The sequence below is a fragment of the Pseudomonas sp. KnCO4 genome (assembly GCF_045344305.1).
GTDB classification, from domain to species: domain Bacteria; phylum Pseudomonadota; class Gammaproteobacteria; order Pseudomonadales; family Pseudomonadaceae; genus Aquipseudomonas; species Aquipseudomonas anuradhapurensis.
Genome location: NZ_CP174199.1, coordinates 3,394,088 through 3,420,067 on the forward strand (window position 1 = coordinate 3,394,088; position 25,980 = coordinate 3,420,067).

A 25,980-nucleotide genomic window follows, 5' to 3' on the forward strand; every position below is an offset into this window, starting at 1 on the left:
GCGGACCCTCAATTCTCAATAAGATTAGGCGCTAGTGGAAGCAGTTTTGTGAGCCGAGTAGTGCCTCGAATTCCAGCACCCGAGTACTGCAGGAAAATCGGGTTACTCCAAATTTCCTGAGCAGTTTCCCGTATTAGCTGATCACGCTCTTGGTCGCCCATTTGTCCCATGGTGTTTACGTGATGCGAAACACTGGTAGAAAGAAGTTCAAAAACGGACATTAGGAACTTGCCCGTGAAAGCCCTTCCGTTCCAACGTTTGAAAGACGACGCCCCTAACGCAGACTCAAGGAAGTCGAAGGTTTGAGAAAAGACCTGTTCCTCCCCTACCCTATCAAATTCTCTATTAGATGCCAGACGAATTAGCGCATCATCTAAATATTCGTGTACGTCCATGCCTGATTCATACGGTATCGACCTGAATGCGAAAAATCTAAGTGCCAACTCCACACCCAGTTGCGACTCGATCGCATAATCAGTCAGATCCGTACAGGTGACAAAGCTTTCACGCTGGGAGCACCTAATAAGCCAATCATAAAACTCCTTATCTATAGAGATAGCCATGCTATTTCTGACTTCCTGCTCCGTTAAACTTACGCCGCCTGTATTTAGCCGCTGGAACAGTTCAAATTTTGCACTCTCATCGCTATCAGACTTGAGAATTTCGACTCGTAGCCGCGCTCGTTTTATTTCGATCTGCTGGGACTGACTGAAGCCATCCTCAGCACCTTCAGCTGATTCCTTCCATCGCATGCCGTTAAGGCTAGGCAAAAAACGTGTTCCATTGAGAACCAGAGGCCCGAGCTCATCAGCTTTAGCGCCCTTTAAATCTCCGGTGAATTGGAGAATCGTAGATAAACGCTGCAATCCATCGATGAGCTCCCAGACTCCGTTCTGATCTTGGTAAACAAAAATTGGCGGAATTGGAATACCTAAAATCACCGACTCGATGAATCGAGTTTTCCGCTCATCATCCCATCGAAAAAGCCGCTGAAAAACTGGATCAATGACCAGTTCCCCATCCCGATAGAGATTGATTATCTCCCCGACCGACATTTCATAGCCGTCCGTAACAACCTTTTTTCTGGCCGACTTAATTTCATCCATTAGCGACATGACAACTCCCTTCCTTTTAATTGTGATGGCAGTACTAATTATGTTTAGGGCTTGAATTCAAAAACGCCGATGCCGTTCGCACGAGGATGGCTAAATCTGAGCCATCGATTTTCTGTGCGAGACGCAACAGTTCGACCGCTTCCGGGCTAAGTTCATCAGCATTCACAGGCTGTCGGACCCCGGTAACGACGTAGAGCACATCCACACCTTTCTCAGCAACTGCAGCGAGGTAGGCGGCGTCAGGGCTTCTCTCACCCTTCTCGTAATTGAACTGTGACGTTTTTGCCACGCCAGCAATGGCAGCGAGCTCCGCCTGGTTGTAGCCAAGGCGGACACGCTCCTCTCTCAGCCTTTCGCCGATATTCAACAAAACGGAACTCCAATCCTTGACCATTCAACAAATGTTGAATAATCTGAGCCTGCAATCACACGAAATCACACGAAACGAGACTATGCCGAACACCTACCCCACCGAGCAAGCATGCCGGGAAGCGCGCGCTCGCCTCGCGCAACAAGGAATTTCAGCGAAAGAGTGGGCTGAGAAGCATGACCTCAACCCCTCCACCGTGTACGCGGTCCTGAACGGCCAGAAAAAGTGCCTCCGGGGTGAAGCGCACCGTGCAGCAGTACTGCTCGGCATAAAACCCGGTCCTGAAAATTAAGCCCCCTGGCTCAAGGAGGAAACCAGAACATGAAGCGACCAGTTCTAGAAACCCTTCGCCAGGTAGTGAGCGCAGTGGTATGCGCCTACCCCGGCGGTCGTGAATGCGCGGCACCCCGTCTCGGTTACGAACTCAAGCAGTTCGACAACCGCGTCTATGAGAACGCCGGTAGCCGCCCACTGACTTACGACCAGATCCACCTTCTGGAAACCGACGCCGGTACCACGCACCTGCCCGAGTTCATCGCCAAGATGTACGGGGGCATGTTCGTGCCGCTTATCCAGCCCGAAGACCTGGACAACGTCGAGCTCTACCAGCGCTCAGTGCGGGCTGCTGCCAAGCGTGGGGTAGTCGACCAGATCATCGCCAAGTCCCTGGAAGACGGCGTCATCGAGGAAGACGAAGCCAAATTCATCATGGATGCGCACCACCAGTACCTCTCCGCTCGCACGGCCGAAGTGACAGCGACCATCCAGCTGCACACGAAAGGGGATTCGAATTGAGCACCTACAAGCTCGTTTGCCCCCACTGCTCCAGCCGCATGCGCATCCGCACAAGCGAAGGCAAACACATCTTCCTACGGATCGCTTACCTGCAATGCGCGAACGAGGGTTGCGGCTGGTCCGTACGGGCGCAGTTCGAAATGACCCACGAAATGAGCCCGAGCGGCATGCCAAACCCCACGGTTCGACTGCCTGTCGCCCCGGTGGCCATGCGCCGCCAAGCAATGCAAACCGCTGCTGCTGACGATCAACCCGACCTGCTGGACCAGCTGGACATGGAGGAAGCCACCGCATGAACGCCATCGCCCTGACCACCAACCCCGAAACCGATTACCGCGCTGCCATGCAGCAGGCCGCCGTGGCCTTCCTGTTCCGCCGGGAGGGCCTTCACCTTGCTGGCGACCATCAGGTGCTGGAGAACTGCAGCCGCTACTTGGCGCAGTCGCTGGAAGTGCCAGCACACCTGGTGCAGCGCATCGCTGAACTGGCCGTCGCTGAGTTCGAGAGCAAGACCACGGGGCGCTTGAAACTCCTGGGCGTATGCCCGACCAGCGGGATCTTCCGCGCGCAGTTGATCTTGCTGGATACCACGACACAGCAACGGCACCTGGTGCCGGCGCGCTATCTGCCCCGACGTATGCGGCAGACCTGCAACACCTCGAAGTAACCCGAACAACCCCCTTCCCGATGCCCCGTTCTGCGTGGGTAAGGGGAAACTGCATTCCATTGGTGGCATATGAGCAAGATCAACCTCCAAATTGAGCTGGACGAGCAGCAGGCCAAGCACTACCTGCAATGGCTCACCAGTCAGTTCAACCTGACCATGGCCGACGTCTGGTATTCCGACCGCTACCGCAATGTACCGGTCGGTAAGCGTGGCCCGCAGGTTCTGGCGGATGTGCCCCACCTCTCCGGCATCTGCCGCACCCGCAAAGCGCTTGAGCAACAGCTCGCAGCTACTAGCCCGGAGCGTGCGCAGTGAATCGCAAGCCCATGGAACACAGTCTGCGTGCCGAAGTACTTCGGCGCCTGCAGGATCAGTACGGCCTCAAGCCTATGGCCGGTACTCAGTACCTTCGCAAGGGGACTTGCCCCAACTGCGGCAAAAAAGAGCTGTACTCGCGCCAGGACGAGCCCTGGTTCATCAAGTGCGGTCGAGAGAGCAAATGTGGTGAGCAATGGCACATCAAAGAGTTGTTCGACGACCTGTTTGATGACTACAGCAAGCGCTACCCGGCCACCCAGGAATCTCCTCGAGCATCGGCAAACGCCTATTTGCAGAATGCCCGCGGCTTTGACCTGGACCTCGTCAAAGGCTGGTACACCCAGGAAAACTACTGGGATCGCAATCTCGGGATTGGCAGCGCCACAGTTCGTTTCAACCTGGAGCACGGCGGCTATTGGGAGCGCCTGATCGACCAGCCGCACCGGTTTGGCAAGAAAAAAGCACGTTTTGCGCCCGGCCAATCACCCAAAGGCTACTGGTGGTGCCCGCCAACGGTTGATCTGCTGGAAGTGGACGAGTTGTGGATCGTCGAGGGTATTTTCGATGCCATCGGTCTGCTGCATCACGACATGGACGCCGTATCGGCCATGAGTTCGAGCGCATTCCCGTTCGAATCGCTCAAGGCGCTGGCCGAGCTGCGTCGCGGCCATGGCAAGAAGCTCCCGCGCCTAGTATGGGCCTTGGACAATGAACCAGGCGCCCATCGCTTCACACGCAAGCATGCAGCACTGGCCCGCGAACTGGGATTCACCTGCGAGGCAGCCCAGATTCCACAGAATGGCCGAAAGGTGGACTGGAACGACCTGCACCAGCGCTGGAACTTCATCGACGCTGACAAACGCCAAGAGCGGATCGATCGAGACCTGCGCGAGGCCCGTTATCACGGCAGCCTGCTGCTGGCCGACAGCGCGGCCGAGAAAGGCGTGCTGATGTACGACTGGCGCGAGCGCCAGGAATTTCACTTCTCCTATGAGAACCGCCTCTACTGGTTCAAGATGGATGTGGAGAAGTTCAACAAGGCGCTCCAGCAGCTGGACGAGTCCGAGCGGCAGGAAGACTTGGTCCTGACTGATCGCCAGCGCCGCGACAAGGCGCTTCGCCAGTGCGGCGCGGTGATCGAGATCGCCAACTGCTACCCGCAAGCGTTGTACTTCCAGCGCAACGAGGTGACGGACGAGTCCTGGTACTACTTCCGCGTCGATTTCCCGCACGACGAGCCGAGCGTGCTGAACACCTTCACCGGTGGGCAGGTCACCACTCCCAGCGAATTCAAGAAACGCCTGGTCGGCATGGCAGCCGGCGCCTACTTCACCGGCAGCGCCTCCCAGCTCGATCGGATCATGCAACAGCAGCTGTTTGCCCTGAAGACCGTCAAGACCATCGACTACGTCGGCTACAGCAAAGAGTACGGTTGTTATGTGTTCGGCGACTTGGCCGTGCGCGGTGGTGTGCTCGAACAGGCCAATGCCGAGGACTACTTCGAGTTCAAAGGCCTACGCCTCAAGTCGCTGCAGAAGTCGATCAAGCTTGAGATAAACCGGGACGCCTCGGCCTACCGCCCCGAGTGGTTCAAGTGGTTGTGGACCTGTTTCAACACCCAAGGCGTTATTGCCCTCGCCTTCTGGTTCGGCTCGTTGTTCGCCGAGCAGATCCGCGCCGAGTTCCAGTCGTTCCCGTTTCTGGAGGTGACCGGCGAGGCCGGCGCCGGTAAGTCCACCCTGCTGATGTTCCTGTGGAAGCTCATGGGGCGTCAAGATGAGGAAGGCGACGACCCTATCAAGATGACCAAGGCGGGCCTGCGTCGTTGGCTGAGCCAAACCTCGGGCATGCCTGTGGTAATGCTGGAGGCCGACCGTAGTGACGCCGAGACAGGCGCGGCCAAGTCCTTCGACTTTGACCAGTTCAAGCCGTTGTTCAACGGCCGCGGCCTGGGCCTGACCGGGGTGAAGAACGGTGGCAACGACACCAACGCCCCGCCCTTCCGCGCAACGCTGGTATTCAGCCAGAACGCCTCGGTCGTTGCGTCCGAGGCCATCCTTACTCGTATCGTCAAGCTGCACTTCGTGCGCCCGGAGGTCACCAGCGACAGCCGTGCGGCCGCTGACAACCTGAACCACCTGCAGGCCAGCGAAGTGAGCCACTTCCTGCTGATGGCAGCCAAGGCTGAGCAGAAGGTGATGGAAATCTTCCGTGCCCAGGTAAAGGTGCATGAGCAGTCGCTGCGCGAAATGCGCGAGATCCGCATCGAGCGGATCATCAAGAACCACGCCCAGATGATGGCCCTGGTAGACGCGCTGCGACTGGTCGTGCCGATGACTGACAACCAGCACGAAGGCACCCTTCGCGAGCTGCGCGCCATGGCTGTTGGCCGCCAGCTGGCCGTCAACTCTGACCCGAAGGAAGTGGCCGAATTCTGGGAAGTGTTCGACTACCTGGAGTCGCTCAGCGACGAGCCAGTGGTCGACCACAGCAAGAACGCGGAACTGATCGCAATTCACCTCAACGAGTTCTGCGAGCGGGCCGCAGAGCACAAACAGAAGCTCGCCGACGCAACCACCCTGCGCAATCTGCTGCGCAACAGCAAGTCACGCCCCTTTATCGACGCCAACCGAGCAGTCGATAGCGCTGTGCGTGCGGCGTTCAACAGCCGCACCACCAGCGCGAACACACGACCGACCACCGTCAAGTGCTGGACTTTCAAGGCCGGCTGAACAGCTCTGGCGCTGCAACGCCGAGCAAAAACCCAAGGAGAAACGACATGTACCTAAGCAAAATCGAAGGGCCAGCTGGCTCTGGCAAAACCACGAAACTGCGGAAGCTGGCGGAGGAAAAGCGGCTCGAAAATCACATTCTCGTGGCTTCGCAGATGAGCGCGGAGGCGCTCAAGCGAGCTGTGCGCCGGCTGGTGTGGCGCGGGGCAAAAGACCTGTTCATCGATGAGTGCCCGAAAAGCTTACTGGACGAAATCGTTGAGATCGTGATGGATCTGCCGGGCTCTATGCACATCACCCTGCACGCAGTCGTCGAACCGACTCCACCGGCCCCAAGCAGCCGAATCGTTTTCGATGAGTTTTTCGCCTACCAGGACGAGCGGCCCGGCATTCGCGAAGCGGGCACTCAAGCGCTTGCCCGCCTTGTTCCGGTGGCACTGCGTGACACGGGCCAGAGCCGCACGGTAGGCCGCTTCCTGCTCGGGTTGTACAACGGGCATGAGTTCCCGTTCACCCTCACCGACCTGCGCAGCCTGGATGCAGGCCTGTTCGACGACTGTATCGCCGTACTGCGCCTCGACAACGTCCCCGAGCTTGAAGTCCACGAGTACCTACCGAAGGGCCGGATGATCTTCAACCAACTGCGCGAGTACTGGGGATGAAGTGGCAGGCGAAGCGCAACCAGGACGGCCAGGTCATCCCGCGTTGCTGGGTAACCGACAGCGGCTACACCGTGGCCGAGTGCCGGCTTCCGCACTCGCGGTACCCGGTGACCCGTCCAGGCTCCTCCCTGCCATTCGCCTATGCCGACAGCCGTGAAGAGGTTGTCCAGGTCATCACGACAGACATGCAGGCCAGCGCGGCCAGCGAATAACCAGGTGGCGCCGAGGAGCTGCAACTCCCCGGCGCCGACCAACCCCAAGGAGAAACGACATGCAAGTAGAAACCCCGGAAGTTGGCGCTGAGCAGGCTACCACACCCGCTTTCAAACCAGGCGACAAGGTAACTTTCACTGAGATCCGGCGTGGTGCAAAGACAATCCGTATGACCTCCAAGGAGGCCACCATCGTACGCATCCTCGGCACCACAGCCATCGTCAAGTACCGCAACGGCCACAACGTAGCCATCCAGGTATCGGAGCTGACCCCGGCAGGACAGCGCAACGCGCTGACCCGCGCCTTGCTTGGGGAGGCCTCGGCATGATCCAACAAATCCGTCCTCGCCTGGCCAGCCACTCGCTGGACCTGCCCAACCACTGCGATATCTGCAACAAAGCTCGCTCGATCAGGAAGCATCAGCGCTGCAGCAAGATCCGCCAGCAACGTATGTCGGTGGAGTGGGAGGCCTATATGGCCAATGTCGAGGCCAAGAAGGCACAAAAGGGGCGCTGCTATGCTCGCTAAGCGAAAGCTGTATCACTTCCACTTCTGCTGCGGCCTGGGTGGCGGAGCGAAGGGCTTCAACAGGGCCAAGCCCATTGTCGGCAACATGCAGGCCGAGTGGGAATGCATCGGCGGTGTGGACGTTGACCCAGCCGGCCTGGCCGATTTCGAACGACTGAGCGGCGTGAAAGGTACGCTGATTGATCTGTTTACCCGCGACCAGTACATCCGCTTCCACGGCAAAGAGCCACCACCAGGTTGGCGCGAAGCAACGCCGGAAGATATCCGGCGTGCCGCCGGCGGCCGACGCCCCGACGCGGTGTTCATCAGCTCCCCATGCAAAGGTGCCAGCGGCCTGCTGTCCGAAACCATGAGCATGACCCCGAAGTACCAGGCCCTTAACGAACTGACACTGCGGTGCATCTGGCTTTTCGGCGAGGCCTGGCGGGATGACCCGGTACCGTTGCTGGTGTTCGAGAACGTGCCGCGACTGGCCAGCCGTGGCCGGCACCTGCTGGACCAGATCGGAGCGCTGCTCAGCCACTTCGGCTATGCAGTTGCCGAAACCACCCACGACTGCGGCGTGATCGGAGGCCTGGCACAGAGCCGCAAGCGCTTCCTGCTGGTGGCCCGCCATGTCGAGAAGGTGCCGCCGTTCCTGTATGAGCCGGAGAAGAAGAGCCTGCGGGCCGTGGGAGACATCCTCGGCCGCATGCCGCTGGCTGGGGATATTGAGCTGGCCGGCCCCATGCACCGGGTGCCAGCCCTGCAGTGGAAGACCTGGGTTCGTCTGGCCCTGGTCGAGGCAGGAAAGGACTGGCGCAGCTTGAACGATCTGGCGATCGAGGATGGCTACCTGCGCGACCTGATCATCGTTCCCCAGTTCCGTGACGGCTTCCTCGGCGTGAACGATTGGGCCGAGTCTGCCGGTACCGTGGCGGCCCGCAGCGGGCCGACCAATGGCAAGTTCTCCGTCGCCGACCCGCGTGCCAAAGCTGGTGCACTGCAGTACCAGCAGTACGGCGTGCGACGCTGGCAGGACACAAGCGGCGCGGTCATCGGGGTGAAGAGCCCAGGGCAAGGCACATTCAGCGTTGCAGACCCGCGCCGAGGTGGAGAAGGCTTCGGCAAATACCAGGTGACGCCGTTCGCTGGTACCGCCAACACGGTGATTGCCGGCAGCACCACGGGCCAAGGCGCCTTTGCCGTGCAGGATCCGCGTTATCACAATTGGCACCCAGGCGCGTCAAGCCGCAAGCTAAATGTGGTAGCCATGAACCAGACCGCTGGCACCGTGACCGGCTCGCAGCAGGTGGCCAGTGGTGCACTGTCGATCGCTGACCCGCGCCCGGGCATGCGCCGCAGCAAGGGCGATGCCTACCTTACTGGCGGCCACTACGGTGTGGTCCCATGGAATGGCCAGGCCGGCGCCGTTTCTGCCAGCGCAATGCACGACAACGGACGGTGGAGCATTGCAGATCCGCGCCTGCCCGAGGCCAACGACCGACTCACCTGCGTCATCGAATCACTCGACGGAACCTGGCACCGCCCCTTCACCACCCTGGAGTTGGCCGCGCTGCAAAGCCTGGTCGAGCCCGAGGAGCAGCTGGAGCTGGATGGCTTGAGCGATCAGGCCTGGCGAGAGCGTATCGGCAATGCGGTACCGCCGGCAGCGGCGGAAGCAATCGCCCATGTAATGGGCACCACCCTGCTCCTGGCCGCCCAGGGCGAAACCTTCATGCTCAGCAGCATGCCGATATGGGTACGCCCTGTGGCAGTTGGCCTGAGCGTTGCGCATAGAGAAATCGCCGGGTGAGTGCGATGAACTTGCATACCAAGAACTGACGCCCCGAACTTCTAGGCCTGGAAACAGGCCTTGATGTCATCACGGCCCATACACTGGGCCGTATCTTCGTTTTCGAGTGAAAAATAATGGCAGCTGGAGTCGAAGTACGCGGCAACCATGTCCGCGTGTATTTCCGTTACCAGGGCGAGCTTTGCCGGGAGACCATTCCCGGGGACGCCTCGCCCGCAAACCTGGCCAATGCCGAGCGTCTGGTCGGGATTATCAACTACGAGATTGAGGCCGGCACGTTCAACTATGCCCGGCACTTTCCCGACTCGCCGCGAGTCAAGACCAACACCCTCGGCCACTACATCGACCTGTGGCTAGAGATAAAAGGCAACCAGATGGCAGCCAGCGGCTTCGCCATGTACCGCAGCCGCACCGAGAAGCACATTCGCCCACGCTGGGGCGATCAGCAGGCAGATCGCATTGATCATCTGGACATTCAACACTGGGTGCAAAGCGTGCTGATGCCCAAGCTGCACAACAAGACCGTACGCGAGATCGTCAGCCACCTGCGCCAGATCTTCCAGCTGTACCGTACCCGGAACCGCTTCGCGTTCGACCCGACCGATGGGATCACTATCTCGCTGCCAGACGCTGACGACCCAGACCCATTCACCCGGGAAGAAATCAACGCGATCCTGGAGCAGCAGACTGAACGGCAACAAGAAATCAACCTGACGGAATTCATGATCTGGACTGGCCCACGCGTCAGCGAAGCGATTGCCTTGGCCTGGGAAGACGTCGACCTGGTGGCGGGTACCGTGGAGATTCGCCGCGCGCGGGTGGCCGGTCAGTACAAAGTGACCAAAACCCGGCGCTCTACACGAAAGGTCAAACTGCTCGCTCCAGCCCTGCGCGCCCTGCAGGCGCAAGCCAAGTTCACCCAGCACATTGCTCCGGAACTGATCGAGGTCGTCGACCGCGACAATCGGACGGTGCGGGAACAGCGCGTGCGCTTTGTATTCCACAACAGTGCCACTGGTGAGCCGTACCGCTCTTCTGATGTTCTGCGGCATGGCTGGTGGATCACCCACCTGGAAAAAGCTGGCGTACGCCAGCGTGGGCCGAACACCTGCCGGCACACCTTCGCCAGTCAGATGCTTAGCAGTGGTATCGCCACGCCGGAGTGGATCGCGGATCAGATGGGGCACACCTCGACGGCGATGATCTTCAAGCACTACGCGAAGTGGATCAGCGAGGACGGCCCTGATGTGGTGGGGTTGTTGAATCAGGCGCTCAGGTTGACCTGAACGCACAAAAAAAGGGGCCGCAAGGGCCCCTTTCTTCTGCCTGTCATTCCCAAAGTGTTCCCAAAACGCTCCCATGTGAGGGTCAAGCGGTGGCGAACATCAATGAAATCAAGCACTTGTATGGCGGAAGCGTAGAGATTCGAACTCTAGGATAGTTGCCCATCGACGGTTTTCAAGACCGTTGCCTTAAACCACTCGGCCACGCTTCCAGCTCGTTTTGCGGCCGCCATCATACCGTAATGAAACAAGCTGTCAAACTCTCTGTGTCGCGGGTTGCGGGAGCTCTGGTAGACTCCAGACATCTGAACGTTCGAAACCACAGGTTCATCAAGGAGTGTCGCCATGCGCGAACAGGATTACGCCGTACACCACGGCCAGCAGGTCGAGCAGCAGGAGATCAGCAAGGTCCTGCGCAACACGTACAGCCTGCTGGCGCTTACCCTCGCCTTCAGCGGTGTCATGGCCTTCGTGGCCCAGCAGATGCGCGTCGGCTACCCGAACGTGTTCGTGGTGCTGATCGGCTTCTACGGGTTGTTCTTCCTCACCAACAAACTGCGTGATTCGGCCTGGGGCCTGGTGTCCACCTTCGCCCTCACCGGTTTCATGGGCTTCATCCTCGGCCCTATCCTCAACCGTTACCTGGGCATGGCCGGTGGCGCCGAAGTGGTCAGCTCGGCATTCGCCATGACCGCGCTGGTGTTCGGTGGCCTCTCGGCCTATGTGCTGATCACCCGCAAGGACATGAGCTTCCTCAGCGGTTTCATCACCGCAGGCTTCTTCGTTCTGCTGGGGGCTGTCGTGGCCAGCTTCTTCTTCCAGATCAGCGGCCTGCAACTGGCGATCAGCGCCGGCTTCGTGCTGTTCTCGTCGGTGTGCATCCTGTTCCAGACCAGCGCGATCATCCACGGCGGCGAACGTAACTACATCATGGCGACCATCAGCCTGTATGTATCGATCTACAACCTGTTCGTCAGCCTGCTGCAACTGTTTGGCATCATGGGTCGTGACGACTGATTGAGTGCCCCGGAAAAGCCCGCTTCGGCGGGCTTTTTTTGTGCCTACTGTCCCGTCCTGAATAAGGTTTACACCTCCCATCCCGAATTTCCGGAGAGTCAGATGGAGCAAGGTGTAAAGCGCACACAGCGTGATTACTCACTGTCTTTTAAATTGGCGGTGGTTGATCAGATTGAAAAAGGCGAATTGACCTATAAGCAGGCCCAGGTGCGGTATGGCATCCAGGGTCGGTCGACGGTTCTGGTATGGTTGCGTAAGCACGGTCGGCAGGATTGGAGCCAGGGGGCCTCGATCCGCGACGAGAGGAGCTGCGCGATGTCTGACCCCAAAACGCTTACTCCAGAGCAGCGGATCAAAGAGCTTGAGCAGCAGCTTGAGCTGATGAGCCAGAAGGCCCAGTTCTTTGAAACGGTCGTTGATGTTCTGAAAAATGACTATGGTGTCTCGGTCGTAAAAAAGCGATCCGGCAAGTCCTCTCGCAAGGTCAAGTCGCAGGACTGAGCATTGCCAGGGCTTGTCAGTTTCTAGGCATCAGTCGACAGGCTTACTACAAGCGCAACCGAGCTGCTGATGGCAAAGAGCGCCAGGCAGATCGGGTGGTTGAGTTTGTTCAGCAAGTCCGGATGCGCCAGCCTCGTCTGGGTACACGCAAGCTGCACTATCTGCTGCATTGCCAGCCTGACAAACGATTCCAGGTCGGCCGAGATAGGCTGTTCCAGGTCTTGGGAGAGCGCCGTTTGCTGGTGCTGCCCAAGCGGGCATACCACAAGACAACACAGAGCTTTCATCGCTTCTACCGCCACCCCAACTTACTCAAGCCCGGCCCAAGCCAAGTCGTTCCGACAAGGCCGGAGCACGTCTGGGTTGCCGACATTACTTACCTGCCCGCACGTAACGGCCCGCTGTACCTGAGCCTGGTAACGGATGCGTACTCCAGGAAAATTGTTGGCCACCACGTTCATGAAAGCCTGCATGCCGAGTCAGTGGCGCAAGCTTTCAAGCAGGCACTACGAAAGCGACGTCGTCGCCAGCCATTAGTCCACCATTCGGATCGAGGCATCCAATATTGCTCGGCGCTATACCAGTCACTGCACCAACGGCACGATGTTCAGTGCTCCATGACTGATGGGTATGACTGCTACCAGAACGCGCTGGCCGAGCGAATCAACGGAATTCTCAAGATGGAACTGCTGTTGAGCAGCCCTGAAGATCTTGAGCAAGCGAGGCAGATGGTTGACGAGGCAGTGCAGATCTACAACACAGAACGGCCCCATATGGCCCTGAAAAACAAAACGCCCGATGCGGTGCATCGAGCGTTTTGAGGCCTGTCGGCCTACCTGAGCAGGTGTAAACCTATTTCAGGACTAGACATACAGCCTGATCGCGGCAATGAGCCGCGAACACCGGCAAAGACGCCCTCATCATGCTTTTCTCTACCCCAATCCACCGGCACCCCGTAGAATGCGCTCCTTTTTTCACCGGGGCAGCTTTCAGCCATGAGCTCACACGAACACAGCCCAGGCGCAGCGGCGCCTGTCAATGAACTGGTGCTTGGTCTGGAGGACCGGCCACGGCTGTTGATCGGCCTGCTGGCAGCCCTGCAGCACCTGCTGGCGATCATCGTGCCGATCGTCACCCCGGGCCTGCTGATTTGCCAGGCACTGGGCGTTTCTGCGCGGGATACCAACCTGATCGTGTCGATGTCGCTGGTCATCTCCGGCATCGCCACCTTTGTTCAGTGCAAGCGCTTCGGGCCGTTCGGTGCCGGGCTGCTGATCGTCCAGGGCACCAGCTTCAACTTCGTCGGCCCGCTGATTGCCGGCGGTGCGCTGATGGTCAAGCAAGGCACACCGGTCGAAGGCGTAATGGCCGCCATCTTTGGCGTAGTCATCGCCGGCTCGTTCGTCGAAATGGGGGTGTCGCGCATCCTGCCCTTCGTCAAACGCCTGATCACTCCGCTGGTGACCGGTATCGTCGTGCTGATGATCGGCCTGACCCTGATCAAGGTCGGCCTGATCAGCATGGGAGGTGGTTTTGGCGCCATGGCCAACGGTACGTTCGCCAACGGCGAGAACCTGCTGCTGTCGGGCGTGGTGCTGGCGATCATCGTCGTCCTCAACCGCATCCCGGTGGTGTGGATGCGCAGCTGTGCCATCGTCATCGCCCTGGCGGTCGGCTATGCGCTGGCGGGCTACCTGGGCCGCCTCGACTTCACCGGCATGCATGAGGCCGCGCTGTTCCAGGTACCGATGCCGCTGCACTTTGGCCTGGGCTTCTCCTGGGCGCTGTTCATTCCGATGCTGGTGATCTACCTGGTGACCTCGCTGGAAGCCATCGGCGACGTTACCGCCACCAGCAAGGTATCGCGCCAGCCGGTCGAAGGGCCGTTGTGGATGCAGCGGATCAAGGGCGGCGTGCTGGTCAACGGGGCCAACTCGCTGCTGGCTGGCTTGTTCAACACCTTCCCGAGCTCGATCTTTGCGCAGAACAATGGCGTGATTCAGCTGACGGGTATTGCCAGCCGCCATATCGGTATCTGGATCGCCCTGATGCTGGTGCTGCTGGGCCTGTTCCCGAGCGTTGCCGGGGTGATCCAGGCAGTGCCGGAGCCAGTGCTGGGTGGTGCGGCCATGGTCATGTTCGGTGCAGTTGCGGCGTCGGGTATCAATATCCTGGCCAGCACTCGGCTGGATCGTCGTGCCCTGCTGATCATCGCGGTATCGCTGGCCCTGGGCCTGGGCGTGGCACAGGTGCCGGAGTTCCTGGCGCACATGCCGGCAGCGATTCGCAATGTGCTGGAGTCGGGTGTGGCGACTGGGGGGATTTGCGCGCTGGTGCTGAACTGGTTCCTGCCGGAGGGCAAGGAGCAGGCTTGAGTTCACTCAGCCCTTGCAAGGTTTTTGTAGGAGCGGCCTTGCGTCGCGATGGGCTGCAGAGCAGCCCCAGTATTTCGGCGTAATGCAAAAATCGCTGGGGCTGCTTTGCAGCCCATCGCGACGCAAGGCCGCTCCACAAGGGCCCGCATGGGCCTGGAGATTGATGCGCAACACAAAGCCCGGCCCGCATGCACAAGCGGGCGCGGGCTTTTTTGCTTTATCATGGCACCATTCCTTTTGCATGAGTTACCCATGAAATTCGCTATCGCGGTGTTCTCCCCGGCCCATGCGCCCTCCTCGCGACGCGCCCTGCGCTTCGCCGAGGCGGTGCTGGCTGGCGGGCATGAGATTGCCCGGCTGTTCTTCTACCAGGACGGGGTGCACAGCGCCTCGGCCAACGTGGTCGCACCCCAGGACGAAGTGGATGTGGCGGGCCAGTGGCGTGCCTTTATCGAGACCAAGCAGCTGGACGCCGTGGTGTGCATCGCCGCCGCCCTGCGCCGTGGTGTGCTCGACGAGGCCGAGGCCAACCGCTATCAGCGCCCGGCCGTGAACCTGCCCAAGCCCTGGGAACTGTCCGGGCTCGGCCAACTGCACGAGGCAGCCCAGGTGGCCGATCGCCTTGTCTGCTTCGGGGGCGACTGAAATGGCCAAATCGTTATTGATCATCAGCCGCCAGGCGCCCTGGAACGGCCCATCGGCGCGTGAGGCGCTGGACATCGCCCTGGCCGGCGGTGCGTTCGACCTGCCCCTGGGCATGCTGTTCCTCGACGACGGGGTATTCCAGCTTGCAGCGGATCAGCAGCCCGCGGCCGTGCAGCAGAAGAACCTCGCTGCCAACCTGCAAGCACTGCCAATGTTCGGTGTCGAGGAACTGTTTGCCTGCAGCCACAGCCTCGCCCGGCGTGGCCTGGCCCCCGACCGCCTCGCGCTGCCGGTGCAAGTGCTCGACAACGCCGCCCTGGCCGCGCTGATCGCCCGTTTTGACCAGGTGGTAACGCTCTGATGACGACCTTGCATGTAATTGCCCACTCCCCCTTCGGCGACGAGCGCCTGGCCAGTTGCCTGCGCCTGCTCGGTGCCGACGATGCCCTGCTGCTGTGCGGTGACGCGGTGTATGCCTTGCGCAGCGGTAGCGAGCCGTACCGCCAGTTGCAAGCCGCCAGCCTGGCTCAGCGCCTGTTCGCCCTGGAAGAGGACGTACTGGCCCGTGCAATCGTCAGCGAACTGGCCAAGGCCGTGGACTACGCTGGCTTCGTCGAACTGTCGCTGCATTACGACAAGGTCAACAGCTGGCTATGAATACGCTTACCGTTGGCGATCAGACGATCGCTCTGGACAAGGACGGCTTCCTGGTCGACCTGCAGGACTGGTCACATGCCGCGGCCGAGGCCTTGGCGGCGCGCGAAGGCATCCCGCTGACTGCGGATCACTGGGAGATCCTCGAACTGCTGCGCCAGTTCTACCAGGAATACCAGCTGTCTCCGGCTACCCGCCCGCTGATCAAGTACACGGCGCTCAAGCTGGGCCCGGACAAGGGCAACAGCCCGCACCTGAACCGCCTGTTCAATGGCACTCCCGCCAAACTCGCCGCCAAGCTGGCGGGCCTGCCCAAACCGACCAACTGTATATGACCCAGCCACGCCCACTCACCTTGGAAACCCCGGCTGAACACCCGTTCGCCGAATTCGTGCGTATTCTTGGCAAAGGCAAGCGCGGCGCGCGTGGCCTGACCCGCGAAGAGGCTCGCGCGGCCATGACCCTGCTGCTGGAAGACAAGGTCGAAGACGCCCAGCTCGGTGCCTTCCTCATGCTGCTGCGGCACAAGGAGGAAAGCGCAGAGGAACTGGCCGGCTTCACCGAGGCGCTGCGCGCACACCTGCAGGCCCCGCGCATCGCCGTGGACCTGGACTGGCCCACCTATGCCGGCAAGAAGCGCCATCTGCCATGGTACCTGCTGGCCGCCAAGTGCCTGGCCAGCAAGGGTGTGCGCATCTTGATGCATGGCGGCGGCGCACATACCGCCGGGCGCATGTATACCGAGCAACTGCTCGATCTGTTGCAGATCCCGCTGTGCCGCAATTGGGCAGCCGTTGCCGAGGCACTCGACCAGCATCAGCTGGCGTTCTTCCCGTTGCAGGATTGGGCACCGCAGCTGCAGCGTATGATCGACCTGCGCAATACCCTGGGCCTGCGCTCACCGATCCACTCGCTGGCCCGGGTCCTCAACCCGCTGGGCGCGCGCTGTGGCCTGCAGAGCATCTTCCACCCCGGTTACCAGGCGGTCCACCGCGAGGCCAGCCGCCTGCTGGGTGACCATGCCCTGGTGATCAAGGGCGATGGTGGCGAGATCGAGGTCAACCCGGATGTCATCAGTCACCTTTACGGCACCACGGCAGGCGAGGCCTGGGATGAAGAATGGCCAGCGCTGAGCGAGCGCCGTCACGTCAAGCCGCCCAGCCTGCAAGCCGAGCATTTGTTGGCCTTCTGGCGTGGCGAGGTCGAAGACAGCTATGGCGAGAAGGCCGTCATCGCCACCATGGCCCTGGCCCTTCGCGGCTTGGGCCAGGGCCGCGAAGAGGCGTTCGCAACAGCCCAAGGCTATTGGCAAGCGCGAAATCAATCGATCTAATCGATTATAACCCCCGGATCTTTGCGCTATTTTTTCGAACGATTTGGCCTAGACTGTGCTCCAACGACAAATCACTTTGTTCCAGGAGCTCACCATGGGCCTTTTGATCGATGGCCGCTGGCATGACCAGTGGTATGAAAACGGCAAGGACGGTACGTTCAAGCGTGAAAATGCCCAGCGCCGCAACCCGCTGCCCGCCCCCGAAGCCGGCCGTTACCACCTGTATGTCTCGCTGGCTTGCCCCTGGGCACACCGCACCTTGATCGTCCGCGCCCTCAAGGGCCTGGAACCACTGATCGATGTATCGGTGGTCAGCTGGCTGATGCAGGACCATGGCTGGACCTTCGATCAGCAGCAAGGCTCCTCCGGTGACCACCTCGACGCCTTGCAGTACCTGCACCAGCGCTATACCCAGGATGACCCGCACTACACCGGCCGCGTGACAGTACCAGTGCTGTGGGACAAGCAAGCCAAGCGCATCGTCAACAACGAATCGTCGGAGATCATCCGCATCTTCAACAGCGCGTTCAACGAGCTGACCGGCAATACGCTGGACCTCTACCCCGCGCCGCTGCGCCCGGCCATCGAGGCACTGAACGAGCGTATCTACCCGGCGGTGAACAACGGCGTATACCGCGCAGGCTTCGCCACCACGCAAGAGGCCTACGAAACGGCGTTCGACGAGGTATTCAACGAACTGGACTACCTGGAAGACCTGCTCAGCCGCAACCGCTACCTGGCAGGCGAGTACCTGACCGAAGCCGATGTGCGCCTGTTTACCACCCTGGTGCGCTTCGATGCGGTGTACCACGGCCACTTCAAATGCAACCTGCGGCGCCTGAGCGATTACCACAACCTGTCAAACTGGCTGCGCGAGCTGTACCAGTGGCCGGGGGTGGCGGGCACGGTGAACATGGAGCATATCCAGAAGCACTATTACATGAGCCACAAGACCATCAACCCGAACGGGATCGTGCCCAAGGGGCCGCTGCAGGACTTCAGCCTGCCGCATGACCGCGAGCGGTTGCCGGGCGAAGGGATCTGGCAGGTTTAAGGTATTCGGGGCTGCTTTGCAGCCCATCGCGACACAAGGCCGCTCCTACAGGGGCACCGCACAGCTCGGGAGCGGCGCGGTATCCGTGTAGGAGCGGCCTTGTGTCGCGATGGGCCGCAAGGCGGCCCCAGCGATTTCAGCTGTTCTGTGAACCTTCGAACCAGGCCAGCTTGTCACGCAACTGCACCACTTCCCCGACAATCACCAAGGTCGGCGCATGCACTTCATGCCGCGCCACCAAGTCCGGTAGGTCTGCCAGGGTGCCGGTGAACACCCGCTGATTACGCGTGGTCCCTTGCTGCACCAGCGCTGCCGGGGTACTGGCCGCGCGGCCATGGCGAATCAGCTCGGCACAGATGGTCGGCAAACCGACCAGGCCCATGTAGAACACCAAGGTCTGCGCCGGCGCCACCAGGTCGTCCCACGGCAGGTTACTGGTGCCATCCTTCAGGTGCCCGGTCACGAAGCGCACCGACTGCGCATAATCACGGTGAGTCAGCGGAATCCCGCCATAGGCGGAGCAGCCACTGGCCGCGGTAATGCCCGGCACCACCTGGAACGGGATGCCCTGCTCGGCCAGCTCTTCGATCTCTTCGCCACCGCGCCCGAAAATGAACGGGTCGCCGCCCTTCAGGCGCAATACCCGCTTGCCCTGCCGGGCCAGGTCGACCAGCAGGCGGTTGATCTGGTCCTGCGGCACGGCATGCTCGGCACGGCGCTTGCCCACATAGATACGCTCGGCATCGCGCCGGCACATGTCGATGATCGCCGGTGCCACCAGGCGGTCGTACAGCACCACGTCGGCCTGTTGCATCAGGCGCAAGGCGCGGAAGGTCAGCAGGTCCGGATCGCCCGGGCCGGCACCCACCAGATACACCTCACCGCCCTGCTGCACCGGCGCGCCGTCCACCATCGCCTGCAGCAGGCGCTCGGCCTCGGCGCCCTGCCCGGCCAGCTGGCGTTCGGCAATCGGGCCCTGGAACACGGTTTCCCAGAAGCCGCGGCGCTGGTTGACGTCCGGGTACAAGGCTTTGACCTTGTGCCGGAACCGCGCTGCCAGCCCGGCCAGCTCGCCGTAGGCCGATGGAATCCAGGCCTCGAGCTTGGCCCGAATCAAGCGCGCCAGCACCGGCGCGTCACCGCCGCTGGAAACTGCAATCACCAAGGGCGAGCGGTCGACGATCGCCGGGAAGATCACCGTGCACAAGGCCGGCGCATCGACCACATTGACCGGCAGGCTGAGGGCCTGCGCATCGGCCGACACCTGGGCGTTGAGCCCGGTGTCGTCGGTGGCCGCGATCACCAGCCGGCAACCGACCAGGTCGGCTGCCTGATAGCCACGCACCAGCACCTCACCGCCACCTTCCCGGGCCAGCGCGGCCAGTTGGCCGTCGACCTCCGGCGCCACCACGCGCAGCGCGGCACCGGCATCGGCCAGCAGGCGCGCCTTGCGCAGGGCGATCTCACCGCCGCCGACGACCAGCACGCGGCCGCCCTGCAGCTTGTGGAACAGCGGCAGGTAATCCATTTAGCGGATGACCTCGACGCCGCCCATGTACGGTTTCAGCACCTCCGGTACACGGATCGAACCGTCCGCCTGCTGGTAGTTTTCCAGCACCGCGACCAAGGTCCGCCCCACCGCCAGGCCGGAGCCGTTGAGGGTGTGCACCAGCTCTGGCTTGCCGGTTTCCGGGTTGCGCCAGCGGGCCTGCATGCGGCGCGCCTGGAAATCGCCGCAGTTGGAGCACGAGCTGATTTCACGGTACTTGTCCTGGCTTGGTACCCACACTTCCAGGTCGTAGGTCTTCACCGCGCCAAAGCCCATGTCGCCGGTGCACAGCGCCAGCACACGGTACGGCAGCTCCAGCAGCTGCAGTACGCGCTCGGCGTTGGCGGTCAGGCCTTCCAGGGCTTCCATCGACTTGGACGGTTCGACGACCTGCACCATCTCGACCTTGTCGAACTGGTGCTGGCGGATCATGCCGCGGGTGTCACGGCCGGAAGCACCGGCTTCACTGCGGAAGCACGGGGTGTGGGCCACCAGCTTCAGTGGCAGCTGCTTGGCATCGAGGATCTCACCCGCCACCAGGTTGGTCAGCGACACTTCGGCGGTCGGGATCAAGTAGAAGTCCGCCTCGCCTTCGCGGCTGATCTTGAACAGGTCTTCCTCGAACTTCGGCAGCTGGCCGGTGCCCTGCAGGGCTGGGGCCTGCACCAGGTACGGGGTGTAGTGCTCCTCGTAGCCGTGCTCGGCGGTATGCAGGTTGATCATGAACTGCGCCAGCGCGCGGTGCAGGCGGGCGATCGGCCCACGCAGCACGGCAAAACGGGCGCCGGACAATTTGGCGGCGGCTTCGAAGTCCAGGCCACCGCTGATTTCGCCGAGGGCGACGTGGTCCTTGATGTCGAAATCGAAAGTCCTCGGCGTGCCCCAGCGGCGCACTTCGACGTTGTCGTCTTCGCTGGCACCGACCGGTACGCTGGCGTCCGGCAGGTTGGGGATGGTCAGCAGGATGCCGTCCAGTTCGGCCTGGATGCCATCCAGCTCGGCCTTGCCGGCCGCCAGCTCGTTGGCCATGCGCTCGACGTCGGCCATCAGTGGCGCAATGTCTTCGCCCTTGGCCTTGGCCTGGCCGATGGACTTGGAACGGGCATTACGCTCGGCCTGCAGCTGCTCGGTGCGGGTCTGCACCGCCTTGCGGCGCTCTTCCAGTGATTCGATGCGCGCGACATCCAGGCTGAAGCCACGGGAGGCCAGGCGATCCGCCACTTCCTGAAGTTGGCCGCGTAACAGTTTGGAATCGAGCATATCGTTCTCTCGTTATGTGTAGGTGTTGGTTCAGAATCGGGTCAGGGACAGGCCGGCCCAGGTCGCGAGCAGCCCGCCTACCACGCTGATAGCGGTATAGCCCAGCGCCAGCGGTACTTGCCCGCTTTCCAGCAGGCGTACGGTATCCAGCGACAAGGAGGAAAACGTCGTCAGGCCGCCCAGAAAGCCGACGATCAACCCAGCGCGCAGCTCGATCGGCACCATCGGCTTGTGCAGGAACAGGCCATACAGCAGGCCGATCAGCAGGCAGCCAACCAGGTTGACCGCCAGCGTACCGAGATAGAAGTGCCGTGGCCAGTGGGCAACCACCCAGTTGGAGGCGGCAAAGCGCAACAAGGTACCGGCAATACCGCCCGCGCTGACGGCAGCGATCAATGCAATCACGGTTTTCTCCGCTGTCTGGGGCTGCTGCGGTCGAGGTCGGCCAGGTGCCGCAGCTTCTCGCCAATCTTCAGTTCCAGGCCACGCGGCACCGGCTGGTAGTACTGGCGCGGTTCGAGCGCTTCGGGGAAGTAATCCTCGCCGGCGGCGTAGGCGTCGGGCTCGTCATGGGCATAGCGGTATTCGTCGCCGTAGCCCAGTTGCTTCATCAGTTTGGTCGGGGCGTTGCGCAGGTGCAGCGGCACTTCCAGCGAACCATGCTCGGCGGCCTCGCGCAGGGCGGCCTTGAAGCCCACGTACACCGCGTTGCTCTTTGGCGCGCAGGCGATATAGGTGATGGCCTGGGCCACCGCCAGCTCGCCCTCGGGGCTGCCCAGGCGCTCCTGCACGTCCCACGCCGCCAGGCACAGGCTGAGCGCGCGCGGGTCGGCGTTGCCGATGTCCTCGCTAGCCATGCGCACCACCCGGCGGGCGATGTACAGCGGGTCGCAGCCACCGTCGAGCATGCGCGCGAACCAGTACAGCGCGGCGTCCGGGTTGGAACCGCGCACCGACTTGTGCAAAGCGGAAATCTGGTCGTAGAACGCTTCGCCGCCCTTGTCGAAGCGCCGGCGGCTGTCGCCGAGCAGGCTTTGCAGCAGCTCGACGCCGATTTCGCCGCCATCCTCGGCCAGGTCCGAGGCGTTCTCCAGGAAGTTGAGCATGCGCCGGCCATCGCCATCGGCAGCGGCCATCAACATCTTGAAGGCGTCCTCGCCAACCCGCAGGTTGCGCTTGCCCAGGCCGCGCTCTTCACTCAGGGCGCGGTTGACCAGCTTGCGCAGCGCCGCCTCGTCCAGGCTCTTGAGCACGTACACCCGCGCCCGTGACAACAGCGCGTTGTTCAGCTCGAACGACGGGTTTTCGGTAGTGGCGCCAATGAACAGCAGGGTGCCGTCTTCCACGTACGGCAGGAAGGCGTCCTGCTGCGACTTGTTGAAGCGGTGCACTTCGTCGACGAACAGGATGGTCCGCCGGCCATACTGGCCTGCCTGCTGCTTGGCCACCTCGACCGCCTGGCGAATCTCCTTGACCCCGGCCAGCACCGCCGACACCGTTTCGAAGTGCGCATCGCAGAACTGCGCCAGCAACCGCGCCAGGGTGGTCTTGCCCACCCCTGGCGGCCCCCAGAAGATCATCGAATGCAGCGCACCCTGCTCCAGCGCTTCGCGCAGCGGTTTGCCGCGCGCCAGCAGGTGCTCCTGGCCGACGTACTCGTCCAGGTTGGACGGGCGCAGGCGGGCGGCCAGGGGCTGGGCGACGGGTTCGCTTCGAAACAGGTCCATGGCGGGCTCTGGTTACTCCTTGATGACATCCGCGCCTTGCGGGATGTCGAACTTGAACTTGCTGTCCGGCACCGCCTGGTTGGCCTTGACGCCATTGAACAGGATATTGGTACGCTGGCCGACGCTGTCGATCAGTTGCATGTCGTTGATCAGGCCTTTGCGGAACGACACGCGCAGCGAGTCGAACAGGGTGTCCTTGGTCTTTGGCTTGAGGGTGAAGTCCATCACTTCGCCCTGCTCCTTCGAGGTGATATCGAAGCTCTGGCTGATCTTCGACACGTCACCGGACAGCAGCAGTGCCGGGGTCTGGTTCAGGCGCACGTCGAGCTTCTTGATGGTGGCCTGCTCCAGGTCCGGGTCCCACAGGGTGACGTTCTTGCCGTCGGAGACTACCACCTGCTCCTGCGGGGCATCGGTGTGCCAGTAGAACAGGCCCGGGCGCTTGACCGTCATCTTGCCGGAAGTTTCCTGCAGGCTGGTGCCACCGGCGTCCAGGGTCAGCTGGGAAAAGTTGGCTTCGATGGTCTGCGACTTTTCCAGCAGTTGGGTCAGGCGTTGTACATCTTGCTCACCGGCATAGGCCGTAACCGTGCCCAGGGTCAGGGCAGAAACCAGCAGCATGCGAATCGCGCGCATGGGAATCCTCATCGAGCATTGAAAGAGGCCGGGCACCACCGTTGGCGCCCGGCAAGGTGTTCATCAGTCGCGCGGGCCGCCCGGGGCTATCACTTCCCGCGAGCCGTTGCTGTTCATGGGGGTGACCACGCCGGCCATTTCCATGGCTTCGATCATGCGCGCCGCGCGGTTGTAGCCAATCTTGAGTTTGCGTTGCACGGCCGAAATGGAGGCACGGCGGCTTTCCAGCACGAACTGCACGGCCTCATCATACAGGGCGTCGCTTTCCGAATCATCGCCATCGCCACCACCGCCGCTGCTGCCATCGAAGCCACTGCCGGCCTCCTCGACGCCGTTGAGGATGTCGTCGTTGTAGTCCGGGGCGCCGCGCAGCTTCCACGCCTCCACCACACGGTGCACCTCGTCGTCGGAGACGAACGCGCCGTGCACCCGGATCGGCAGGCTGGTGCCCGGCGGCATGTACAGCATGTCACCATGGCCCAGCAGCTGTTCGGCGCCACCCTGGTCGATGATGGTCCGCGAGTCGATCTTGCTCGACACCTGGAACGCCATGCGGGTCGGGATGTTGGCCTTGATCAGGCCGGTGATCACGTCCACCGAGGGGCGCTGGGTGGCGAGGATCAGGTGGATACCGGCCGCGCGCGCCTTCTGCGCGATACGGGCGATCAGCTCTTCGACCTTCTTGCCGACGATCATCATCATGTCGGCGAACTCGTCGACGATCACCACGATGGTCGGCAGGGTCTTCAGCGCCGGCGGCTCGTCGTCCATGCTCTCGCGGCGGTACAGCGGGTCATGGATGATTTCGCCGGCTTCCTGGGCGTCCTTGATCTTGCGGTTGAAGCCGGCCAGGTTACGCACGCCCATGGCCGCCATCAGCTTGTAGCGCCGCTCCATCTCGGCCACGCTCCAGCGCAGGGCGTTGGCGGCGTCCTTCATGTCGGTGACCACCGGGCACAGCAGGTGCGGGATGCCTTCGTAGATCGACAGTTCGAGCATCTTCGGGTCGATCATGATCAGCCGCGCGTCTTCCGGGCTGGACTTGAACAGGATCGACAGGATCATCGCGTTCACCCCCACCGACTTACCGGAACCAGTGGTACCGGCCACCAGCAGGTGCGGCATCTTGGCCAGGTCGGTAATCACCGGCTTGCCACCGATGTCGTGGCCCAGGGCCAGGGTGACCGGCGACTTCTGCTCGTCGTACTGCGGCGTGGCCAGCACTTCGGAGAAGCGCACCATCTGCCGGTTCTCGTTGGGGATCTCGATACCCACGGTGGTCTTGCCGGGGATGACCTCGACCACTCGCACGCTGGTCACCGCCAGCGAACGCGCCAGGTCCTTGGCCAGGTTGGCGATGCGGCTGACCTTCACGCCCGCAGCCGGCTGGATTTCGTAACGGGTGATCACCGGGCCCGGGTGGATCGAGTCCACCGCCACTTCCACACCGAATTCCTTGAGCTTGATTTCCAGCAACTGGCCGACGCCGGCGAGCGATTCTGGCGAATACTCGATCTTCTTCTGCTCGGCCGGGTCGAGGATGGAAATGGACGGCAAGGTGCCTTCCACGGCGCTGTCGATGAACAGCGGCGCCTGCTTCTCCTTCATCACCCGCTTGCTCGGTTCCGCTGCCCTGGCGGCAGAAGGCGGCACGATCGGCGGGGCCGCGGGTTGTTCACGCTGCACCACTGGCTCACGTGGCACTACCGGCTCGCGTGCTGCAATGGCCTCGCGCGCCACCACCGGCTCGCGCGACAGGGTAGGCTCGCGTGGCTCTACCGGTTGCGCGGGGGCTTCCTCACGCTTGAACAGGCGCTCGCGCAGCGCCGGCCGTGCCGGCTGCTCATGCTTGTCGGCAGCCGGTACCGGTGCAGCCTTGAATACCGGTTCGTCCTCGCGCAGTTGCGCCTCCAGGCGCTTGCGCTCGTTGCGGGCTTCCCACCAACGGGTGGCGGCGCCTTGCATCAGCTCGAACAGGTCGAGGGTGATCTTGCCGGTCAGGTCCATCACCTTGAACCAGGACAGGTCGGTGAACACGGTCAGGCCGAACAGGAACAGGGCAATGAACATCAGCGTGCTGCCTTGCACGTTCAGCAGGTTGCGCGCCAGGTCCCCGAGGCTTTCGCCCAGCGCACCACCGGCCGAGAACGGCATGCTCGCCGGCGGGTGGAAATGGATATGCGCCAGCGCCGCACCGGACAGCACCAGGAACACCAGGCCGATCAGCCGCCAGGAGAACAGCCAGCCGCTCCAGTCCCAGGGCTGGTGGCGTTCGCGGAAGATCTGCCAGGTCTTGATCGCCAGCAGCAACGGGAAGATATAGGCGAAGTAGCCCAGCACCATGAACAGGATGTCGGCGAAGTAGGCACCGGCACGCCCGGCGGCGTTCTGCACCTGATCGACGTTGCTGGTGTGGCTGAAGCCCGGGTCCGACGTGTCGTAGGTGAGCAGCGCCATCCACAGGTACAGGCACAGGGCGCCGACAGCGATCAGCGCACCTTCCTTGAGGCGATAATGCAGCTGCTGCCGCCACAGGGGCACGGGCAAGGGAGCTGGGGTTGCGGTGGATTTCTTCAAAACGCGTCTATTCCTGCGCGTGCTGCGCGTCCAATAGTGATCGGCCGGCGGTGCGGCCAATGAACCACTACTTTTAACATTACTGCCCGCCGGCCGCCATGGCGGGGCGCCGTATGGGGGCTTGGCCGGGGACGACTTTCACATAGCTGCAATTTGACCACGCATTGTCTTCTG

General features: G+C 61.8%; 29 protein-coding genes and 1 tRNA gene. 21 read left to right on the top strand and 9 right to left on the bottom strand.

Annotated elements, in window-relative coordinates; translation table 11 throughout:
- Positions 1–8: 8 nt before the first annotated feature.
- Both ACJA3S_RS16015 and ACJA3S_RS16020 read right to left on the bottom strand, forming a co-directional pair.
- A complete protein-coding gene (locus tag ACJA3S_RS16015) occupies positions 9–1,115 on the bottom strand; it encodes a DUF262 domain-containing protein (RefSeq protein WP_406819237.1) in 1,107 nt (368 codons plus the stop codon).
- A gap of 34 nt (positions 1,116–1,149) precedes the next feature.
- Complete coding sequence (locus tag ACJA3S_RS16020) at positions 1,150–1,482, bottom strand: helix-turn-helix domain-containing protein (RefSeq protein WP_406822263.1); 333 nt, start codon at positions 1,480–1,482, stop codon at positions 1,150–1,152.
- 85 nt (positions 1,483–1,567) lie between these two features.
- Here ACJA3S_RS16020 and ACJA3S_RS16025 point away from each other — a divergent pair, with 85 nt between their 5' ends.
- The 12 genes from ACJA3S_RS16025 to ACJA3S_RS16080 all read left to right on the top strand — a co-directional run bounded on the left by ACJA3S_RS16025 (position 1,568) and on the right by ACJA3S_RS16080 (position 10,481).
- Positions 1,568–1,777 (top strand): DNA-binding protein, encoded by a 210-nt coding sequence (locus ACJA3S_RS16025; RefSeq protein ID WP_061551190.1) that lies wholly within the window; start codon positions 1,568–1,570, stop codon positions 1,775–1,777.
- A 29-nt stretch (positions 1,778–1,806) separates the two neighbouring features.
- Entirely contained in the window at positions 1,807–2,280 is a 474-nt protein-coding gene (locus tag ACJA3S_RS16030; RefSeq protein ID WP_025339750.1) for a YmfL family putative regulatory protein, read from the top strand.
- Positions 2,277–2,576, top strand: a complete 300-nt coding sequence (locus ACJA3S_RS16035; protein ID WP_015270950.1) for an ogr/Delta-like zinc finger family protein — start codon at positions 2,277–2,279, stop codon at positions 2,574–2,576. Before ACJA3S_RS16030 ends, ACJA3S_RS16035 begins: the two co-directional genes overlap by 4 nt.
- Positions 2,573–2,947 (top strand): hypothetical protein, encoded by a 375-nt coding sequence (locus ACJA3S_RS16040; RefSeq protein WP_232859812.1) that lies wholly within the window; start codon positions 2,573–2,575, stop codon positions 2,945–2,947. The genes ACJA3S_RS16035 and ACJA3S_RS16040 overlap by 4 nt, the downstream gene beginning before the upstream one ends.
- 69 nt (positions 2,948–3,016) lie before the next feature.
- Positions 3,017–3,262 carry a hypothetical protein gene (locus ACJA3S_RS16045; protein ID WP_406819238.1) on the top strand — a complete coding sequence of 82 codons (246 nt, stop codon included), beginning with the start codon at positions 3,017–3,019 and terminating at the stop codon, positions 3,260–3,262.
- A gap of 11 nt (positions 3,263–3,273) precedes the next feature.
- Positions 3,274–5,997 (top strand): toprim domain-containing protein, encoded by a 2,724-nt coding sequence (locus tag ACJA3S_RS16050; protein WP_406822264.1) that lies wholly within the window; start codon positions 3,274–3,276, stop codon positions 5,995–5,997.
- A gap of 47 nt (positions 5,998–6,044) precedes the next feature.
- Positions 6,045–6,659: a hypothetical protein gene (locus ACJA3S_RS16055; RefSeq protein WP_406819239.1), complete on the top strand. Its 615-nt coding sequence runs from the start codon at positions 6,045–6,047 to the stop codon at positions 6,657–6,659.
- Positions 6,656–6,871, top strand: a complete 216-nt coding sequence (locus tag ACJA3S_RS16060; RefSeq protein WP_406819240.1) for a hypothetical protein — start codon at positions 6,656–6,658, stop codon at positions 6,869–6,871. Before ACJA3S_RS16055 ends, ACJA3S_RS16060 begins: the two co-directional genes overlap by 4 nt.
- Before the next feature lie 59 nt (positions 6,872–6,930).
- The gene (locus ACJA3S_RS16065; RefSeq protein ID WP_025339759.1) at positions 6,931–7,200 is read left to right on the top strand and encodes a hypothetical protein; all 270 of its coding nucleotides are present in this window, start codon (positions 6,931–6,933) and stop codon (positions 7,198–7,200) included.
- Positions 7,197–7,400 (top strand): hypothetical protein, encoded by a 204-nt coding sequence (locus ACJA3S_RS16070; RefSeq protein ID WP_406819241.1) that lies wholly within the window; start codon positions 7,197–7,199, stop codon positions 7,398–7,400. The genes ACJA3S_RS16065 and ACJA3S_RS16070 overlap by 4 nt, the downstream gene beginning before the upstream one ends.
- Positions 7,390–9,195, top strand: a complete 1,806-nt coding sequence (locus ACJA3S_RS16075) for a DNA cytosine methyltransferase (protein WP_406819242.1) — start codon at positions 7,390–7,392, stop codon at positions 9,193–9,195. Before ACJA3S_RS16070 ends, ACJA3S_RS16075 begins: the two co-directional genes overlap by 11 nt.
- A gap of 116 nt (positions 9,196–9,311) precedes the next feature.
- A complete protein-coding gene (locus ACJA3S_RS16080; protein WP_025339762.1) occupies positions 9,312–10,481 on the top strand; it encodes a site-specific integrase in 1,170 nt (389 codons plus the stop codon).
- A gap of 121 nt (positions 10,482–10,602) precedes the next feature.
- Here the strand turns inward: ACJA3S_RS16080 and ACJA3S_RS16085 are convergent.
- Positions 10,603–10,690: transfer RNA gene (locus tag ACJA3S_RS16085), tRNA-Ser, on the bottom strand.
- A 133-nt stretch (positions 10,691–10,823) separates the two neighbouring features.
- Here ACJA3S_RS16085 and ACJA3S_RS16090 point away from each other — a divergent pair.
- The 9 genes from ACJA3S_RS16090 (at position 10,824) to ACJA3S_RS16130 (ending at position 18,057) form a co-directional block, all read left to right on the top strand.
- Positions 10,824–11,495, top strand: a complete 672-nt coding sequence (locus tag ACJA3S_RS16090; RefSeq protein ID WP_003251184.1) for a Bax inhibitor-1/YccA family protein — start codon at positions 10,824–10,826, stop codon at positions 11,493–11,495.
- A 102-nt stretch (positions 11,496–11,597) separates the two neighbouring features.
- Positions 11,598–12,817 (top strand): IS3 family transposase gene (locus ACJA3S_RS16095; protein ID WP_264311055.1). Its coding sequence is split into 2 segments (ribosomal slippage): positions 11,598–11,946 and positions 11,946–12,817, totalling 1,221 coding nucleotides; the frame shifts between segments, so codons are not numbered across the junction.
- 174 nt (positions 12,818–12,991) lie between these two features.
- Complete coding sequence (locus ACJA3S_RS16100; protein WP_406819243.1) at positions 12,992–14,371, top strand: nucleobase:cation symporter-2 family protein; 1,380 nt, start codon at positions 12,992–12,994, stop codon at positions 14,369–14,371.
- A gap of 252 nt (positions 14,372–14,623) precedes the next feature.
- A complete protein-coding gene (gene tusD / locus ACJA3S_RS16105; protein ID WP_170030540.1) occupies positions 14,624–15,016 on the top strand; it encodes a sulfurtransferase complex subunit TusD in 393 nt (130 codons plus the stop codon).
- Between the two features lies 1 nt (position 15,017).
- Positions 15,018–15,377, top strand: a complete 360-nt coding sequence (gene tusC, locus ACJA3S_RS16110; RefSeq protein ID WP_406819244.1) for a sulfurtransferase complex subunit TusC — start codon at positions 15,018–15,020, stop codon at positions 15,375–15,377.
- Positions 15,377–15,673: a sulfurtransferase complex subunit TusB gene (gene tusB, locus ACJA3S_RS16115; protein ID WP_406819245.1), complete on the top strand. Its 297-nt coding sequence runs from the start codon at positions 15,377–15,379 to the stop codon at positions 15,671–15,673. The genes tusC and tusB overlap by 1 nt, the downstream gene beginning before the upstream one ends.
- On the top strand, positions 15,670–16,005 hold the full coding sequence (locus tag ACJA3S_RS16120; protein WP_170030543.1) for a TusE/DsrC/DsvC family sulfur relay protein: 336 nt from the start codon (positions 15,670–15,672) through the stop codon (positions 16,003–16,005). The genes tusB and ACJA3S_RS16120 overlap by 4 nt, the downstream gene beginning before the upstream one ends.
- Positions 16,002–17,003, top strand: a complete 1,002-nt coding sequence (locus ACJA3S_RS16125) for a glycosyl transferase family protein (RefSeq protein ID WP_170030544.1) — start codon at positions 16,002–16,004, stop codon at positions 17,001–17,003. Before ACJA3S_RS16120 ends, ACJA3S_RS16125 begins: the two co-directional genes overlap by 4 nt.
- Before the next feature lie 94 nt (positions 17,004–17,097).
- Positions 17,098–18,057, top strand: coding sequence for a glutathione S-transferase family protein (locus ACJA3S_RS16130; RefSeq protein ID WP_406819246.1), 960 nt, complete (start codon positions 17,098–17,100; stop codon positions 18,055–18,057).
- Between the two features lie 136 nt (positions 18,058–18,193).
- On the opposite strand, the gene cysG is transcribed toward ACJA3S_RS16130, so the two are convergent.
- The 6 genes from cysG to ACJA3S_RS16160 form a co-directional block, all read right to left on the bottom strand.
- The gene (cysG, locus tag ACJA3S_RS16135) at positions 18,194–19,585 is read right to left on the bottom strand and encodes a siroheme synthase CysG (protein WP_406819247.1); all 1,392 of its coding nucleotides are present in this window, start codon (positions 19,583–19,585) and stop codon (positions 18,194–18,196) included.
- Complete coding sequence (gene serS, locus ACJA3S_RS16140) at positions 19,586–20,866, bottom strand: serine--tRNA ligase (protein ID WP_406819248.1); 1,281 nt, start codon at positions 20,864–20,866, stop codon at positions 19,586–19,588.
- A gap of 30 nt (positions 20,867–20,896) precedes the next feature.
- On the bottom strand, positions 20,897–21,271 hold the full coding sequence (gene crcB / locus ACJA3S_RS16145; protein WP_406819249.1) for a fluoride efflux transporter CrcB: 375 nt from the start codon (positions 21,269–21,271) through the stop codon (positions 20,897–20,899).
- Positions 21,268–22,593, bottom strand: coding sequence for a replication-associated recombination protein A (locus tag ACJA3S_RS16150; protein WP_406819250.1), 1,326 nt, complete (start codon positions 22,591–22,593; stop codon positions 21,268–21,270). Before ACJA3S_RS16150 ends, crcB begins: the two co-directional genes overlap by 4 nt.
- Positions 22,594–22,605: 12 nt before the next feature.
- Positions 22,606–23,229 (bottom strand): outer membrane lipoprotein chaperone LolA, encoded by a 624-nt coding sequence (lolA, locus tag ACJA3S_RS16155; protein ID WP_170030555.1) that lies wholly within the window; start codon positions 23,227–23,229, stop codon positions 22,606–22,608.
- 63 nt (positions 23,230–23,292) lie between these two features.
- Complete coding sequence (locus ACJA3S_RS16160) at positions 23,293–25,806, bottom strand: DNA translocase FtsK (RefSeq protein WP_406819251.1); 2,514 nt, start codon at positions 25,804–25,806, stop codon at positions 23,293–23,295.
- Positions 25,807–25,980: the final 174 nt, after the last annotated feature.

Bases quoted from the DNA above. Each gene is read 5' to 3' on its own strand.
- ACJA3S_RS16015 (WP_406819237.1), bottom strand. From the start codon at position 1,115: ATGTCGCTAATGGATGAAATTAAGTCGGCCAGAAAAAAGGTTGTTACG.
- ACJA3S_RS16025 (WP_061551190.1), top strand. From the start codon at position 1,568: ATGCCGAACACCTACCCCACCGAGCAAGCATGCCGGGAAGCGCGCGCT.
- ACJA3S_RS16030 (WP_025339750.1), top strand. From the start codon at position 1,807: ATGAAGCGACCAGTTCTAGAAACCCTTCGCCAGGTAGTGAGCGCAGTG.
- ACJA3S_RS16040 (WP_232859812.1), top strand. From the start codon at position 2,573: ATGAACGCCATCGCCCTGACCACCAACCCCGAAACCGATTACCGCGCT.
- ACJA3S_RS16045 (WP_406819238.1), top strand. From the start codon at position 3,017: ATGAGCAAGATCAACCTCCAAATTGAGCTGGACGAGCAGCAGGCCAAG.
- ACJA3S_RS16050 (WP_406822264.1), top strand. From the start codon at position 3,274: ATGGAACACAGTCTGCGTGCCGAAGTACTTCGGCGCCTGCAGGATCAG.
- ACJA3S_RS16055 (WP_406819239.1), top strand. From the start codon at position 6,045: ATGTACCTAAGCAAAATCGAAGGGCCAGCTGGCTCTGGCAAAACCACG.
- ACJA3S_RS16060 (WP_406819240.1), top strand. From the start codon at position 6,656: ATGAAGTGGCAGGCGAAGCGCAACCAGGACGGCCAGGTCATCCCGCGT.
- ACJA3S_RS16065 (WP_025339759.1), top strand. From the start codon at position 6,931: ATGCAAGTAGAAACCCCGGAAGTTGGCGCTGAGCAGGCTACCACACCC.
- ACJA3S_RS16070 (WP_406819241.1), top strand. From the start codon at position 7,197: ATGATCCAACAAATCCGTCCTCGCCTGGCCAGCCACTCGCTGGACCTG.
- ACJA3S_RS16075 (WP_406819242.1), top strand. From the start codon at position 7,390: ATGCTCGCTAAGCGAAAGCTGTATCACTTCCACTTCTGCTGCGGCCTG.
- ACJA3S_RS16080 (WP_025339762.1), top strand. From the start codon at position 9,312: ATGGCAGCTGGAGTCGAAGTACGCGGCAACCATGTCCGCGTGTATTTC.
- ACJA3S_RS16090 (WP_003251184.1), top strand. From the start codon at position 10,824: ATGCGCGAACAGGATTACGCCGTACACCACGGCCAGCAGGTCGAGCAG.
- ACJA3S_RS16100 (WP_406819243.1), top strand. From the start codon at position 12,992: ATGAGCTCACACGAACACAGCCCAGGCGCAGCGGCGCCTGTCAATGAA.
- tusD (WP_170030540.1), top strand. From the start codon at position 14,624: ATGAAATTCGCTATCGCGGTGTTCTCCCCGGCCCATGCGCCCTCCTCG.
- tusC (WP_406819244.1), top strand. From the start codon at position 15,018: ATGGCCAAATCGTTATTGATCATCAGCCGCCAGGCGCCCTGGAACGGC.
- tusB (WP_406819245.1), top strand. From the start codon at position 15,377: ATGACGACCTTGCATGTAATTGCCCACTCCCCCTTCGGCGACGAGCGC.
- ACJA3S_RS16120 (WP_170030543.1), top strand. From the start codon at position 15,670: ATGAATACGCTTACCGTTGGCGATCAGACGATCGCTCTGGACAAGGAC.
- ACJA3S_RS16125 (WP_170030544.1), top strand. From the start codon at position 16,002: ATGACCCAGCCACGCCCACTCACCTTGGAAACCCCGGCTGAACACCCG.
- ACJA3S_RS16130 (WP_406819246.1), top strand. From the start codon at position 17,098: ATGGGCCTTTTGATCGATGGCCGCTGGCATGACCAGTGGTATGAAAAC.
- cysG (WP_406819247.1), bottom strand. From the start codon at position 19,585: ATGGATTACCTGCCGCTGTTCCACAAGCTGCAGGGCGGCCGCGTGCTG.
- serS (WP_406819248.1), bottom strand. From the start codon at position 20,866: ATGCTCGATTCCAAACTGTTACGCGGCCAACTTCAGGAAGTGGCGGAT.
- ACJA3S_RS16150 (WP_406819250.1), bottom strand. From the start codon at position 22,593: ATGGACCTGTTTCGAAGCGAACCCGTCGCCCAGCCCCTGGCCGCCCGC.
- lolA (WP_170030555.1), bottom strand. From the start codon at position 23,229: ATGCGCGCGATTCGCATGCTGCTGGTTTCTGCCCTGACCCTGGGCACG.